Source organism: Hoeflea sp. AS16, assembly GCF_038900095.1.
In the GTDB taxonomy this organism is placed as follows: Bacteria; Pseudomonadota; Alphaproteobacteria; order Rhizobiales; family Rhizobiaceae; genus Hoeflea.
In genome coordinates, this window is the sequence record NZ_JBBMQQ010000002.1 from 527,174 (window position 1) to 542,619 (window position 15,446).

A 15,446-nucleotide genomic window follows, 5' to 3' on the forward strand; every position below is an offset into this window, starting at 1 on the left:
CTTCGGCCAAGGCAAACGCGGACAACCCCAGCCGCAGATCCCGCCATCCGGTTTCGAGAACCACAGGCATGGACATCGCACGTGGACTGCGGTTGATGGGGCAGGTGCGTGATGCGCGCGGTCACGAACGGTAAAGACAGAGACAGGGTGAAATTCGAACATGGACGAGATCAGCATAAGGCCGGCAAAACCCGAGGACGCGGCTGCCCTGAACAAGGCGCTGAGGCAGCTTTCAGAGGATATGGGGGACGAGCACCGGGCGAGGGATGCCGATATCTCGCGTTTCTGCTTCGGGCCGGAACCTGTCTTCCATGCGCTGCTGGCGCAGGCTGGGGACGGCAGTATCGTTGGTGTCGCAGCCTATTCGCCGTTCTTCTCCACAGTGTACGGATCTGTCGGCATTTACGTTTCGGACCTCTGGGTGGCCGAGCAGGCACGTGGCAAGCGGCTTGGCCTGAAACTTCTGGCCGCCGTTCGCGCTGCCGGCCTTGAGGCGTGGGAGGCAAGTTTCCTCAAGCTGAATGTCTATCACGACAACCCGAAAGCCCTGGCCTTCTACAAGCGGACCGGTTTCATCAATACCAACGACACCCAGTACCTGACACTTGTCGGCGAAGCCTTCGAGGCTCTGGGGACGGTGGGCACGAACGGGTATCAGGCAGGATGACCGCAACTTCGGACATTCTGGTTATCGGTGGCGGCATCGCAGGCATCAGTGCTGCTGCCCGGCTGGCGCCCGATGCGAGCGTGACCGTGCTTGAGGCCGAGCCGATGATCGGCCATCATTCCTCCGGGCGCTCGGCGGCAATCTTCATCCGCAATTACGGTAACGCCACCTTGCGTGCCCTGAATGCGGCTTCGGCACCTTTTCTCACGGATCCTGAAGGCGTGTCGGACACGAGCCTGCTGTCGCCGCGCGGCGAAATGCTGCTGGCGACGGATGAAGACCTTTCCAGCTTTGACGCCTATCTCGACGGAAGCGATGGTATCGAACGATTGTCGCCGCAGCAGGCGCAGGAACTGGTGCCGATCTTGCGGGAAGACGCCATCGCCGCCGCCGCAATTGAATGGGATGCGCAGGACATCGATGTCGACCGCATGTTGCAGGGCTTCGCACGCAAGCTGCGCAGTCACGGCGGCAAGATCGTAACCGGTGCGCCGGTGCGGTCGATTTCCCGGCGTGGCGGCGACTGGACGGTGATGACGCCGGCCGGAGATTTCTCCGCGCCGGTGCTGATCAATGCCAGTGGCGGCTGGGCCGACAGCGTGGCGCAGATGGCAGGTGTCCGTACTCTGGGTCTGGTGCCCTTGCGCCGTTCGGCGGTGCTGATTCCGGCGCCTGCGGGCCAGGACATCAATCGCTGGCCGCTGTTCGCCAATGCCGGTGACCAGTGGTACGCCAAGCCGGAAGCGGGCAGGTTGATGATCTCGCCGGCGGACGAAGACCCGGTGGAGCCGCATGATCTGTGGGCCGATGACATGGTCATTGCCGAGGGGCTTCACCGCTTTGAACAGGCCGTGACCATTCCGGTTTCAAGAGTGGAACACAGCTGGGCCGGCATGCGCACATTTGCTCCGGACAGAACGCCGGTGGTCGGGTTCGCCCCGGACGCCGAAGGTTTCTTCTGGCTCGCGGGGCAGGGCGGTTATGGCATGCAGACAGCGCCCGCCTTGTCGCAACTAGCTGCGGATTTGTGCCTGGGACGGCTATCGCCGCTGGCCCCAACCATAATAGAAGAACTCAGCCCCGGGCGGGCGACATTGAACTTGCAACAGGGATAAAACACATGAGCGACATCAAACGTTTCGAAACCGGCCCGCGTATGAGCCAGGCTGTCGTGCACGGTGGTCTCGTCTACCTGGCCGGCCAGGTCGGTACTGCCGGCGCCAGCGTCACGCAGCAGACCCAGGATATCCTCGCCAACATCGACCGGTTGCTTGCCTCGGTGGGCTCGGACAAGAGCAAGTTGTTGCAGGCCACGATCTGGCTGGCCTCGATGGATGACTTTGCCGAAATGAACGCGGTCTGGGATGGCTGGGTTTCTCCCGGTAACGCACCGGCGCGCGCCACTGGCGAGTCCAAGCTTGCCACGCCCGACTACAAGGTCGAAATCATCTGCATCGCTGCCGTCTGAGCCGCGTACCCGAAGTATGTTCCGGTGACGGTTCCGGCTTTACGGGCTCCCGGACGTTTTTGACACTACCCGCCGCGCATTGACCGGGATGCGCGGCGTTTTCTTGTCCGGGCCGGGAGAATACCGGCGAAGTGCTCGCGATCGCAGCGGGTTTTGTGCCATAGTCGAGGCCTTCTCAGGAAAGCGATTCCATGCAGCAACCCCAAGACCGTGCCGTCTCCCGTCATGCCAACAGTGGTTTTGAGGATCCGCTTGCGATCCTCAACCGGGTCTATGGCTACCCGGCATTCCGCGGGCGGCAGGCAGAGGTGGTTCACCAGGTGGTTTCAGGTGGCGATGCAGTGGTGCTGTTTCCCACCGGTGCAGGAAAATCGCTGTGCTTCCAGATCCCGGCGCTGTGCCGGGAAGGGGTCGGGATTGTCGTCTCGCCATTGATCGCGTTGATGCGCGACCAGGTCGAGGCGCTCAGGCAACTGGGCGTGCGCGCGGCAGCGCTGAATTCGTCGCTGACGCGCGAAGAATTCGCCGATGTCCGTTCAGCCATAGCCAGGGACGAGCTTGATCTTCTCTATGTGACCCCGGAGCGGATTGTCACCTCGGGTTTCAAGGACATGATCGGCAATGCGAAAATTGCCCTGTTCGCCATAGATGAAGCGCATTGCGTTTCACAATGGGGGCATGATTTCAGGCCGGAGTATCGCGAACTCGGGCATCTTGCGGAGCATTATCCGGGCGTGCCGCGGATGGCGCTGACGGCGACGGCCGATCCGCATACCCGCGAAGACATTATCGACAAGCTGGGGCTTCGATCGGCCGAGGTTTACACGACCTCGTTTGACCGGCCCAACATCGCCTACGAAATTGTCGAACGCGACCAGCCGCGCCAGCAGCTGTTGCGTTTCCTCTCGCGTCACAAGGGATCTAGCGGCATCGTCTACTGCCTCTCGCGTGCGAAGGTGGAGGACACCGCGGAATGGCTGAACAAGCAGGGGATCCGTGCGCTCGCCTATCACGCAGGCATGGCGCGCGAGGTTCGTGACGCCAATCAGGATGCTTTCCTCAAGCAGGAAGATCTCTGTCTGGTCGCCACCGTTGCCTTCGGCATGGGGATCGACAAGCCTAATGTGCGCTATGTCGCCCATCTCGACCTGCCGGGCTCGGTCGAGGCTTACTACCAGGAAACCGGCCGGGCAGGGCGCGACGGGCTGCCGTCGGATGTCTGGATGGCCTACGGCATGGCGGATGTGATCCAGCGCGGCCGGATGATCGATGGTGGCGCATCGGGCGACGACATCAAGCGGGTCGAGCGGGCCAAGCTGAATGCGCTGCTGGCGATCTGCGAAACCCCGGGATGCCGGCGGCAGGCAATCCTTGCCCATTTCGGTGAAGCGCATCCGGGCAATTGCGGCAATTGCGATACCTGTCTCAAGCCGGTCGAGACCTGGGACGGAACCGATGCCGCGATCAAGGCGCTGGCGGCTGTCTATCGCACCGGCGAACGCTTCGGCACCGGGCACCTGGTGGATGTCTTGACCGGCAATGAAAACGAGAAAACCATTCGTTTCGGCCATGTCGACATGCCCGTGTTCGGTGCGGGCAAGGACATTCCGGCAAAAACCTGGCAATCGGTCTACCGGCAGCTTCTCGCCAGTGGCCTGGTCAGCGTCGATCACGAGGCCTACGGCGCGCTGAAGCTGGAACCCGAAGCGCGCGCGGTGTTCAAGCGCGAGCGCGAAGTCCGCTTCCGCAAGGACCGGCCGACCAAGGGCAAGGCAGCACGGGGCAGTTCATCCAGTTCGGCAAGCGCCAAATCCGCGCTTGAAGAGGCAGATATGGAGCTTTTCGAGGCGCTGCGTGCTGCCCGCATGGCAATTGCCAAGGAATTGGCGGTGCCGCCCTATGTTGTGTTTCCTGACACGACGCTGGTGGCGTTTGCCACGGACCGGCCGGCTGATCACGAAGCCCTGCTTGGCATTTCCGGGGTTGGACAGTCGAAGCTCGAGCGGTACGGAGACAAGTTCCTGGAAGTCATCCTGGCGCATCAAAGGTAGGTTCGCCGCCCTGGCCACTGGCGATGTGCGAACGTCCGGTCCAGCTTTCGAGGTTTGCTTTCTTCCGGCCTACGCCCGGGCGCTTGTTGTTTTCCTGACAACCTCGGAGATCTGCCGGAGCTGCTTGGCAAGCGGGCTGGTCTTGCGCCAGATCATGCCGATGGTTCGTGATGGTTGCGGGTCCCTGAAATGCGCGATCGAGACCGGTGCGGAGCGGGTTTCCACCGCAATGGCCATCTCGGGGATGAGTGTCACGCCCAAGCCTGCGCCGACCATCTGAACCAGCGTGGCAAGCGAACTCGCGTCGAGCATCTCGCGCGGCCGTGACGATTGAATGTTGCAGAAGGAAAGTGCCTGATCGCGAAAGCAGTGACCTTCCTCAAGCAGAAGAAGCTTCATCTCGCGCAAGTCCTCGTGGCCCGGCACCGGTTTGCCTTCGTCTGCGACGGGGCGCACCAGCACGAATTTCTCTTCGAACAGCGAGACCTCGGTCAATGACGGTTCGGAGACCGGCAAGGCAACGATCGCTGCATCGAGGCGACCGTCGGCGAGTTCACGCACCAGGATTGGTGTCAGCGATTCGCGGATCTGGATATCAACATTGCTGTTGGCCGCGGTCAGGTCAGTGATGATCTCGGGGAGCAGGTAGGGGGCGATCGTCGGAATCACGCCGATGCGAAGGCGACCGACCAATTGGTCGCGCGATGCCATTGCCAGTTCTCCCAATTCATCGACCGAGCGGAGAATGGCGCGCACACGACCGGCGAATTCCTCTCCGAAATTTGTCAGCCGGATATGGCGGGCGCCGCGTTCGAACAGCCCGGTCCCGAGCGATTCCTCGAGTTCCCTGATCTGTACCGACAGGGCCGGCTGAGAAATCGCGCAAGCCTGGGCGGCACGCCCGAAGTGGCCGTGTTGCGCCAGAGCCTCGAAATAGCGGAGCTGCTTGAGTGTCAGACTTCTCATAACTTCAAATTATCAGAGTGATCAGTTAAAACAACTTAAATCAATGGAGCATTCTTGCTATACGTTGATGCGAGGAGATGAGGAGTGCGCAGACTGCAAACTGCTTCTTGTCTCGATAACCCTTGGCATCCAAGAGAGCCGCTCGGTCGTTGGTCAGAGAACCCGGACGAACCGGACCTTGGGTGACGGTTATCAAACCCAAAGACTTCCAGGATTTCATCCCCGGATGAAGCCAGTCAACGCAGGTAGGATCGGAGACAATAATGAACGCCATAGACAAAGTGGGAAAATGCCCCGTGGTGCACGGCGCCACGAACATGAGCATTCGCTCGAACAAGGAGTGGTGGCCGAACCAGCTCAATCTGAAGATGCTTCACCAGAATTCGCCTTTGTCCGATCCGATGGGCGGCACCTTCAACTATGCCGAGGAATTCAAGAAGCTTGACCTCGCCGCGGTGAAGAAGGATCTGACCGCGCTGATGACCGACAGCCAGGACTGGTGGCCGGCCGACTGGGGGCACTACGGTGGCCTGATGATCCGCATGGCCTGGCACAGCGCCGGCACCTATCGCCTGGGCGATGGCCGCGGTGGTGCGGGCACAGGCCAGCAGCGTTTTGCGCCGCTCAACTCCTGGCCGGACAACGTCAACCTCGACAAGGCCCGCCGCCTGCTGTGGCCGATCAAGCAGAAATACGGCAACAAGCTGTCCTGGGCCGACCTGCTGATCCTGGCCGGCAACGTGGCGCTGGAATCGATGGGCTTCAAGACATTCGGCTTTGCCGGCGGCCGTGCCGACGTGTGGGAACCGGAGGAAGACGTCTACTGGGGCTCGGAGACCGAATGGCTCGCCACCAGCGACAAGGAAAACAGCCGCTACTCCGGCGAGCGTGACCTCGAAAACCCGCTGGCCGCAGTGCAGATGGGGCTGATCTACGTCAACCCGGAAGGCCCGGACGGCAATCCGGATCCGGTCGCTTCAGGCCGCGACGTGCGCGAAACCTTCGCCCGCATGGCCATGAACGACGAGGAAACCGTCGCTCTGGTTGCCGGTGGGCATACCTTCGGCAAGTGCCACGGCGCGGGCGACGCTGCCCATGTCGGCCCTGACCCGGAAGCCTCCCCGCTCGAGCAGATGGGATTGGGCTGGAAGTCGAGCTTCGGCAGCGGCAATGCCGGCGACACCATTTCCAGCGGCATTGAAGGTGCGTGGAAGCCGAACCCGACGACCTGGGACATGGGCTACTTCAAGGTCCTGTTCAAATACGAATGGGAACTGGTCAAGAGCCCGGCCGGCGCAAACATGTGGCTGGCCAAGGACGTTGACGAAGAAGACATGGTCGTCGATGCGCACGATCCGTCGAAGAAGCATCGTCCGATGATGACCACGGCCGACCTGTCGCTGCGCTTCGACCCGATCTACGAGCCGATCTCGCGGCGTTATCTCGCCAACCCGGACGAGTTCGCCGATGCCTTTGCCCGCGCGTGGTTCAAGCTGACCCACCGCGACATGGGTCCGAAGTCGCGCTATCTCGGCCCGGAAGTTCCGGCCGAAGACCTGATCTGGCAGGACCCGATTCCGGCTGGACCGACCGGCTACGACGTGAATGCCGTCAAGGCGAAGATCGCGGCAAGCGGCCTGAGCATTGGCGAGATGGTCGCCACCGCATGGGACAGTGCCCGCACCTTCCGCGGTTCGGATATGCGCGGCGGCGCCAATGGCGCCCGTATCCGCCTGGCTCCGCAGAAGGACTGGGAAGCCAACGAGCCGGCCCGTCTGGTCAAGGTGCTTTCGGTTCTCGAAAAGATCGCGGCGGAGACCGGGGCAAGCCTGGCCGACGTGATCGTGCTTGCCGGCAATGTCGGCATCGAAAAGGCAGCCAAGGCTGCCGGCGTCGAGGTTGCGGTGCCCTTCGCTCCCGGCCGCGGCGATGCCAGCCAGGAGCAGACGGATGCGGAGTCCTTCGATGTGCTTGAGCCGGTGGCCGATGGCTTCCGCAACTATCTCAAGACCAAGTTCTCCATTCCGGAAGAGCAACTGCTGATCGACCGGGCACAGCTGCTGAAGCTGACCGCTCCAGAGATGACGGTTCTCGTCGGCGGCCTGCGTGCCCTTGATGTCAATCACGGTGGTTCCAAGCAGGGCGTCTTCACCGCGAGGCCGGGCGTGCTGACCAACGACTTCTTCGTCAACCTGTGTGACATGAGCACGGAGTGGGCGCCGACGTCGAAGGACGAGGACAGCTTCGAAGGCCGTGACCGGAAAACCGGTGCGGTGAAGTGGACCGCTTCCCGTGTCGACCTTGTGTTCGGATCGAACTCGCAGCTGCGGGCGCTCGCCGAGGTTTATGCCCAGAACGACGCCAAGGAGAAGTTCGTGAACGACTTCGTGGCCGCCTGGACCAAGGTGATGAACGCGGACCGTTTCGACCTCGCTGCCTGATTTGGCATGACAATGTTCGGGCGCGGATGGGACTTCCCGTCTGCGCCCGAATTGCGTGGTGCCGGAGAATCGTTTGGCCGTTGCGGCCCGGTTACCTCGCGGCGCTATCGGCGGCGACGGCCTCATGCATGTTGCGCAACAGGTCCGGGTCTGCTGACTGGATCCTGCTCCAGTTCGGAATGAACGGCGTTTCCATCGGGTTCTCCAGGAAAATCTGCCCGGCGGCGACGATGTTGGCCGCAAACAGTTCCACGGCTTCCTCTTCCTGGTGCCGGTCGGTGTGCAGTCCGTTCATCAGCGCATCATTGTGATACATCTCGATCAGGTCGAGTGCTGTCCGGTAGTAGGTGGCCTTGATCGTGCGGAAGGTTTCCTGGTTGAAAACCACGCCATCGGTGGCGAGCTTGCGGAACAGCGCCTTGGAGATGTCGACCGACATGCGCGACAGGCCCTTGCTGGCATCGGCCCTGGAGAGATCCTGATGCTTGTGGTCATAGGCATCGGAGATGTCGACCTGGCAGACCGAGCGGTTGGACAGGTTGCGCCAGACTTCCGACAGGACACCGATTTCCAGTCCCCAGTCGGAAGGGATGCGCATATCGGGCAGCATGCTCACCCGCATGGCGAATTCGCCGGCCAGCGGATAGCGGAACCCCTTGAGGTATTCGATGTAATCGAGGTGGCCGCAGACCTTCTGGATCGACAGCAGCAGCGGCGAGACAAGCAGCCTCGACACCCGGCCATTGAGCTTGCCATCGGCGATCCGCGGGTAATAGCCCTTGCAGAACTGGTAGGGAAACACCGGATTGGCGACGGGATACACCAGCCGAGCCAGCATCTCGCGTGAGTAGGTGGTGATGTCACAATCATGCAGGGCGACGACATCCGCGTTCTGAGAGGCCAGCGCATAGCCGATGCAGTACCAGACGTTCCGGCCCTTGCCGGGTTCCTTGGGCGCCAGGCCCGAGCTTTCCAGCTTCTGGTGAATGGCCTTGAGGCGGGGGCCGTCATTCCAGAGGATGTCGGTTTTCTGCGGCAGGCGTGAGAAATACTCGCGCGCAAAGCGGTACTGTTCCTCATTGGCCTGATCAAGCCCGATGATGACATGGTTGATGTAGGTAGCCCCGCTCAGTTCATCGAGGATCCTGGAAAGGGCATCGCGGCCGAGCTCGGAGAACAGGGATGGCAGGATCAACGTGATCTTGCGGGTGGCGGCAAACTGGTGCAGCTGGCCTTCCATGACCTCCAGAGGCATACGGCTGAGATTGTGGAGTGTCGCCACGCTGCCATTCTGGTGAAAATCGGCCATTTCAACTCCTGTTCTTCTCTGCCCGGTCGAGCAGAGACATGATGACTTGGTTCCAGCCCGCGGGACCGGCGGCATCTGCCCTGATGATCCGGCCGGTGGTTTCTCCCGGGCATTGCGGAATGCCGTCGTGGGCAGGATTGGGGATGATGACGCCCAGATCAGCCTGTTCGATCATCGCCAGATCATTGCTCGCATCACCAAGTGCGACGACGAACGGCGTTTTGCCCGGCGTCGCATAGCGGGCTGCGATCTCCACCATGCGCTCGGCCTTGTTGCCGCCAAATGACAGCGTCAGGAACCTGCCGCCTTGCTGGGCCGTCAGGCCCATCGCGGTGAGTGTCTCGACAAATATGGCCTTGTCCCGTTCATTGCCAAGCCAAAGCCCGGGTTCCGAGAACCGGCGTTTGCGGGCGTTCCCGGCATCGGCGAGCGAAAGCCCTGTCCGCTCTGAAACCTGTTCGGTACTCCAGTCGGCAAATCCCTGGTACTGTTCGCGAAGCGTTGCCGGCAACCGGTCCAATGCCTGACGGATCAATGGGTACTTGTCTTCGGTGGCGTTGTCCGCATCACCCCCTTCAAGAATGCCAGATCCGTTCTCGACGATGGCTTCGCAATGGGCAAAACCCAGTTCCCGGCGCAACGGAATGATCTCTGCTGCTGTCTTGCTGGATGCGAGGATCAACGGAACCTGCAATTCTCGCAACCGCTCAAGCGCCGGTGCTGCCGGAGCGTGGGAATAGGTCCGGTGATCCAGGAGCGTGCCATCGAGGTCGCTGAAGATGATCAGTTCCTGAATGCCGGGCGCGTTCACGGCATCACCATCAATTGGTGATCCACCGGCACTGGTATGGCGCGAACTCAAGTTCTCCGCCGAATTCCCGGATGTCGTCGCCGGAGATCAGGTCTGTCCAGGTGTCTCCGTCGATCAGGTTGAGTGACATGAGGGGAATGGAGGTTGTCTGGTTGGTGAGATTGTGGATTGCGAAGATGCTTTGCGACCGATCGATGCTCTGCCGCCAGAAACCGAAGAACTGTTCGCCCAGTTGCAGCGTGAACTGCGTGGCATTGGGATGGAACGCGGCCTGCCTTGAACGGGTTTTGAGAATAGAGGTCAGGGCGGAAAAGACCCGCGCATGGCGGCTTTCCGCATCGTCGAGTTGCGCGAGCAGATCGGGGTAGTGCCAGCGGTGGCGGTTGATTGCACGGTTGTGGCCGGACTTCTCGACGCCGTCATGATCGTTGCCGGTGGCGAGAAGCGAGTGAATGTAGAACCCCGGAATACCCTCAAGCCCCATGGCTATGATCTGGCTGCAGAGAAACCGCTCGACGTTCCACTGGTCCTCGCCCTCGATCGTGCCTTTCAGCGCATCAAACAGCGCAATGTTGATCTCGTAGGGACGGGTGCCGCCATCGGGCATCTTGCGCATGGAGAGAAGGCCGCCAAAGTTGACCGCAGTGTCGATGACCCGCTGAATATCCTCTTCGCTCAAGAGACCCTCCGCCGGGCGCATGCCGATGCCGTCATGCGAGGCGGTGAAATTGAAATAGGTGCATCCGAGCTGCGCCGGGGGCATCGACATCTGCCAGGCGTTGAGATGTTTCGACGTACCGTGAAGCAGGGCATGAAGCAGGAGGGGCGGCAGCGAGAAATTGTAGACCATGTGGGCTTCGTTGCGATTGCCGAAATAGCTCAGGTTCTCGGCATTGGGCACATTGGTCTCGGTGAGAAGCACCAGGGGTTCCGCGGTGTAATCGGCAAGCAGCCGGATCAGCCGGACGATCTCGTGGGTCTGGCGCAAATGGATCGACGGGGAGCCGACCTCCTTCCAGAGGAAGGCTATCGCGTCCAGCCGCAGTGTCCTGACGCCCCTGGAGATATGAAAGCGGAGGATCCGCAGGAATTCGAGCAACACCTCGGGATTTGAGAAATCAAAGTCCACCTGATCATGGCTGAAAGTGCACCAGACATGCCGGGTGCCGCCCGCGGTTTCAACCTCGCGGAGCAAGGGGTGGGCGCGGGGGCGAACCACCATGGAGAGATCGTCGTCCGGTGAGGCTTCAAAGAAGAACTTGTCGTAAGGCGCGTGGCCGAGGAGATATTCGTTGAAAAACGTACTCTGGCTCGAACAGTGATTGATCACCAGGTCCGACATCAGCCGGAAATTGTCGGCAATGCGACCGATATCCTCCCAAGCGCCCAGCCCGCTGTCGACCGCGTAATAGTCGGTAATCGCAAAGCCGTCGTCGGACGTGTAGGGAAAATAAGGCAGGATATGCACGCCGGTGGCGGTACCCTTGAGGTGGCTTTCAAGGAAATCGGACAGCAGGTCAAGCGGCTTGTGTTCGCCATTCACGAAGCTGTTGCCGTAGGTGATGACGTAGCTGTCCTGTTCGGACCACAGCGTGTTGGCCGGTGCGCGACCCCGGCGCCTTGGCTGCTCATCTCCGGGCCAGAAAGCCGCAATGGTCTGTTCCAGCAGAGCCGACTGATCGCTGTCCGGGTAGATTGACCGGAGCAGCATTTGCAGCCCGTCGCGCAATCTGCGGGGAATTGGCTTGGGAAGCGCTAGTGGCTTTTCGGGCGTATCTGCATAAAAAACATCCATGTCCAATTTTTATGCATTTTTGATCCGGTAGCAACCCGGTTTATCGGGTTTCCCAAAAACACGGACAGGCGCACCGCCGCCGGGTGGGGGCGGATGCTGATCAAGCCTGCCGTTGACGAGCTGTCAGCAGTAGCCTTCGACGCCGTTGGACTGTTCGCGTGAGTAGCGGTCGCCGTGGGCGAAGCCCGGGGGGAGTATCCGGGCGATTTCGGCCAGCTCGATGTCGCCGATTTTCAGTTCAGTGCCTTTCGCGCATTCCTGCAGGTGGCTGGCCGAACGTGTGCCCGGGATCGGAATTACATGATTTCCGCGGCTGAGAAGCCAGGCGATTGCAAGGGCGACCGGCGTTGTGCCGAGGTCGCTGGCATAGGCCTTGAACGGTGCGACCGCGTTGATGTTGCGGGTCAGGTTTGGTTCGAGGAACCTTGGATTGGCCTTGCGGAAATCGGCCTCGCCGAAGGTCGACCGATCAGGCGCCTGGCTTGCGAAAATGCCGCGGCCGAGCGGGCAGAAGGCGACGAGAGCAACGCCAAGTTCCCTGCAAGCCTGAATCATTCCCATCTCCGGCTGTCTGGTCCAGAGCGAATATTCACTTTGCACGGCCGCTACCGGGGCAACCGCATGGGCCAGCCTGAGCGAACTCGGGGCGATTTCGGAAAAGCCGAAACCGCCGATCTTGCCTTCCTGCCTGAAACGCTCAAGCGTCCCGACAACTTCCTCGATCGGGCGGTCAGCCTCGCGGCGGTGGACATAGAAGAGATCGACATGGTCGACGCCAAGCTTGCCGAGCGAAGCTTCAAGCTCGCTTCTGAGATGGTCTGCCGAATTGTCGAAGTGCCGGGCGCCGGTGGCTGGATCGCGGCGAATGCCGGCTTTTGTCGCAACCCGGAAATGGCCGGGGTGCTTTCTGAGGTAATTGCCGATCACCGTCTCGGATACGCCCATGCCATAGACGTTGGCGGTGTCGATCAGGTTGATCCCGAGATCCCGGGCCGCGGCCAGGGTCTCGTGGCTTTCCTGCTCGGTTGTGGGGCCGTAGGGTCCGGCGAAATTCCAGCATCCAAGCCCTATCGCGGAAACGCTCGGGCCGGACTGTCCAAGTTGACGGTGTTCCATCCCGCTCCTTTACAACCAAGACAGCGTGTCGGACAATTCGCCTCGGTATTTTTCCGCTCAGGCCAGCTCAGCGTCCCCTCTACGGGGCGCAGCGCGGGTCAGCCAATGCGGGCGGCGATGCTCTTGACCTTGCAATAGCTCTTCAGACCCTCGAGGCCCTTCTCGCGGCCGAACCCCGATTGCTTGTTGCCGCCGAAGGGGACTTCGACGCCACCGGCAAAATACTCGTTGATGTAGACCTGCCCGGCATCGACATCGCGGGCGAGCTGGTGGGCCCTGGAGAAGTTGCCGGTGAAGACGCCGGCGACCAGTCCGAAGCGGGTGCAGTTGGCCAGATGCAGCGCATGTTCGGCATCGTCGGCTTTCTGGACCGTGAGAACCGGGCCGAATATCTCTTCCTGCACCAGTTCGTCGTCTGCCTGCCGGTCGGCAACGATCGTCGGTTCGACGAAGTAGCCTTTCCCGGTTTCGGGATCGGTCGATGCGTGCCCGCCACAGACAAATTCCGCGCCGCGTTCGCGCGCCCGGTCGAGAAACCCGAGGACCTTGTCGCGCTGCAACGCCGAGTTCACCGGTCCCATGCCGGGTGAGCGAAGGCCGTGCCCCAGGGAGATGGATGATGCCTTCTTGCCGAGCGCCTCGACAAAGCGGTCATGAATGCCCGCCTCGATCACCAGCCGGGATCCGGCGGAACAGATCTGTCCGGCGTGCTCAAAAATTGCGCCGGCTACGTTGGCGATGGCGCTGTCGAAGTCGCAGTCATTGAGCACGACAACCGGCGACTTGCCTCCCAGCTCCATCACCGACCGGGTGACGTTTTCGGCACAGGCGTGCATGACACTTGTGCCGGTGGCGACCGAACCGGTGAATGTGACGTGATCGATGCCGGTGTGGGCAACCAGCGGAGCGCCAACTTCGATGCCGGTGCCGGTGACGACATTGCAGACGCCGGCCGGCAATCCGGCCTCGACCAGCAATTCGGCCAGAAGAAGCCCGGTGAACGGCGTCTGCTCGGCAGGCTTGGCGACAACGGTGCAACCGGCGGCGAGTGCAGGGGCCATGCCGCGGGCTGCGGTCGAGATCGGGAAATTCCACGGAATGATATGGGCGGTCACACCCACCGGTTCGAACTGGCTGTAGCCGACATATTCGGATGGCAGCGGGAAGACATGCCCCTCGAGCTTGTCGCAGGCACCGGCATAGTATTCGAACGTTCTGGCCGCGCCGGAAACATCGCCGCGGGCCTCGGCAATCGGCTTGCCGCTGTCGAGGCATTCGGCAATGGCGAGCCGCTCTGTGTTGCGCCGGATCAGGTCGGCTGTCCTCGCGAGGATGCGGCCGCGTTCGGCCGGCGGGGTTCTGAGCCAGACGGTGTTGAAGGCCTGGCGTGAACTTGCGACAGCGTCGGCGACATCATCGGCGTCGCCGCGGGCGAAATCGGCAAAGGCTTCGCCGCGTCCGGGATCCTCGCTTTGCATAGAGCGCCCGGCGCGCGGGGCACGAAAACCGCCATCGATGAAATGGCCGTCGGGCAAACGCAGGCCGCTGGCGTCTTCAATGTATTTGAGCAGGCTGTCGGGTTGTGTGAGCATTTGTCAGGCTCCCAGCGAACTGATCTGGTGTGTGGATTGCGCGAGCCAGGCTGGGCTGACCTCGACGCCCCAGCCCGGCGCGTTGGTCACGGTCGCCTTGCCGTCGACGATGGCATAGGGCGATTCGACAAACAGGCCGTCCTGCCAGGGATAGTAATCGTCACCCTCGATTGAGAACTCGAGATACTTGCCGGCATTGGGGATGGCGCGCAGCATATGCATGGTGAACAGCGTCACCATCGACCAGTTGGCGCAGTGTGGCGTGCAGGGCAGGCCGGCCTTGTGCGCCATGTCGGCCACCCGCAGGGTGCGGGTCAGGCCGCCGAGATAGCAGATGTCGGGCTGAACAATGTCCACCGCCTTCATGTCGATCATCCAGCGCCAGTTGGGCAGTTCGCAGTCCTGTTCGCCGCCGGTGACATCGATGGGCATCGCCGACAATGCTTCGGTCACCTGCCTGGTCTGCTCGTATTCCCAGTAGGGGCAGGGTTCCTCTAAATGGCTGATGCCGTTGTCCAGCAGAAGCTTGCCGATCTCGATGGCCTGGTCCGGTGAGTAGCAGGAGTTGGCGTCAACCAGAAGTGCTACGCTGTCATCCATAGCCTTGCGCATGGTGGGGACGATTTCCTCGGTGCGGCCGGGCCACTCATCCTTGCCGCGGCCGCATTCCGCGCCGATGCGGAACTTGAAGGCATCGAAACCGAATTGGTCCCGCAGGCGGCTCAGCCGTGCGGCCTCCTCCTTCGGGGTGATGTCGCGCTTCATCGACGAGCCATAGGCGCGGATTGTTCCGGGCGTGCCGCCAATCAGCTCGCAGACCGGTTTGCCTTCGAGCCGGCCACGCAGATCCCACAGTGCTGTATCAAGACCCCCAATGGCCCGCTTCAGGTAGGAGCCGGGGAACTTGTGCTCTTTCTCGGGAATCAGGTCGACCAGGTAATCTATGTCGAGCGCGGACTGGCCAAGCGCGTAGGGGGCGACCTGCCGGTGCACGATCTGTGCCGTGATGTCGGCATAGTAGGGCGCCACCTGGCCCCAGCCGATATCGCCTGTATCCGTCGTCACCTTGACGAAGCAGACAAACTCGTTGGTGAAGGTTTCAATGTCGGTGATTTTCATATCTTGCAATTCCATGCCGCCGTTTTGATAAACCGTAGCGGGTCGATTGGACTTACGATAAGGTCCAATCTCGCAAAGCTTCCAGACCAATTTAATCTGCAACGAGAGGCG

At 61.4% G+C, this 15,446-nt stretch carries 12 protein-coding genes; 5 read left to right on the forward strand and 7 right to left on the reverse strand.

Going from position 1 to position 15,446, the window contains the following annotated elements:
- Window positions 1-160: 160 nt before the first annotated feature.
- The 4 genes from WNY80_RS07900 (at window position 161) to recQ (ending at window position 4,186) form a co-directional block, all read left to right on the forward strand.
- On the forward strand, window positions 161-667 hold the full coding sequence (locus WNY80_RS07900; RefSeq protein ID WP_342886798.1) for a GNAT family N-acetyltransferase: 507 nt from the start codon (window positions 161-163) through the stop codon (window positions 665-667).
- Window positions 664-1,782 carry an FAD-binding oxidoreductase gene (locus tag WNY80_RS07905; protein ID WP_342886799.1) on the forward strand — a complete coding sequence of 373 codons (1,119 nt, stop codon included), beginning with the start codon at window positions 664-666 and terminating at the stop codon, window positions 1,780-1,782. Before WNY80_RS07900 ends, WNY80_RS07905 begins: the two co-directional genes overlap by 4 nt.
- Before the next feature lie 5 nt (window positions 1,783-1,787).
- Window positions 1,788-2,135 carry a RidA family protein gene (locus WNY80_RS07910; RefSeq protein WP_342886800.1) on the forward strand — a complete coding sequence of 116 codons (348 nt, stop codon included), beginning with the start codon at window positions 1,788-1,790 and terminating at the stop codon, window positions 2,133-2,135.
- Between the two features lie 191 nt (window positions 2,136-2,326).
- Window positions 2,327-4,186: a DNA helicase RecQ gene (gene recQ, locus WNY80_RS07915; protein ID WP_342886801.1), complete on the forward strand. Its 1,860-nt coding sequence runs from the start codon at window positions 2,327-2,329 to the stop codon at window positions 4,184-4,186.
- A 69-nt stretch (window positions 4,187-4,255) separates the two neighbouring features.
- Here the strand turns inward: recQ and WNY80_RS07920 are convergent, their stop codons facing one another.
- Complete coding sequence (locus WNY80_RS07920) at window positions 4,256-5,152, reverse strand: hydrogen peroxide-inducible genes activator (protein ID WP_342886802.1); 897 nt, start codon at window positions 5,150-5,152, stop codon at window positions 4,256-4,258.
- A gap of 260 nt (window positions 5,153-5,412) precedes the next feature.
- Between WNY80_RS07920 and katG the strand changes: the two genes are divergently transcribed.
- Window positions 5,413-7,593, forward strand: coding sequence for a catalase/peroxidase HPI (gene katG / locus WNY80_RS07925; RefSeq protein ID WP_342886944.1), 2,181 nt, complete (start codon window positions 5,413-5,415; stop codon window positions 7,591-7,593).
- Between the two features lie 91 nt (window positions 7,594-7,684).
- Here the strand turns inward: katG and WNY80_RS07930 are convergent, their stop codons facing one another.
- The 6 genes from WNY80_RS07930 to WNY80_RS07955 all read right to left on the reverse strand — a co-directional run bounded on the left by WNY80_RS07930 (window position 7,685) and on the right by WNY80_RS07955 (window position 15,335).
- The gene (locus WNY80_RS07930; protein WP_342886803.1) at window positions 7,685-8,902 is read right to left on the reverse strand and encodes a glycosyl transferase; all 1,218 of its coding nucleotides are present in this window, start codon (window positions 8,900-8,902) and stop codon (window positions 7,685-7,687) included.
- Window position 8,903: 1 nt separating this feature from the next.
- A complete protein-coding gene (locus tag WNY80_RS07935; protein WP_342886804.1) occupies window positions 8,904-9,713 on the reverse strand; it encodes an HAD-IIB family hydrolase in 810 nt (269 codons plus the stop codon).
- A 10-nt stretch (window positions 9,714-9,723) separates the two neighbouring features.
- The gene (locus WNY80_RS07940) at window positions 9,724-11,508 is read right to left on the reverse strand and encodes a sugar phosphorylase (protein WP_342886805.1); all 1,785 of its coding nucleotides are present in this window, start codon (window positions 11,506-11,508) and stop codon (window positions 9,724-9,726) included.
- A gap of 123 nt (window positions 11,509-11,631) precedes the next feature.
- On the reverse strand, window positions 11,632-12,624 hold the full coding sequence (locus tag WNY80_RS07945; protein ID WP_342886806.1) for an aldo/keto reductase: 993 nt from the start codon (window positions 12,622-12,624) through the stop codon (window positions 11,632-11,634).
- 98 nt (window positions 12,625-12,722) lie between these two features.
- Window positions 12,723-14,216, reverse strand: a complete 1,494-nt coding sequence (locus WNY80_RS07950; protein WP_342886807.1) for an aldehyde dehydrogenase family protein — start codon at window positions 14,214-14,216, stop codon at window positions 12,723-12,725.
- 3 nt (window positions 14,217-14,219) lie between these two features.
- Window positions 14,220-15,335: a mandelate racemase/muconate lactonizing enzyme family protein gene (locus tag WNY80_RS07955; RefSeq protein ID WP_342886808.1), complete on the reverse strand. Its 1,116-nt coding sequence runs from the start codon at window positions 15,333-15,335 to the stop codon at window positions 14,220-14,222.
- Between the last annotated feature and the right edge of the window lie 111 nt (window positions 15,336-15,446).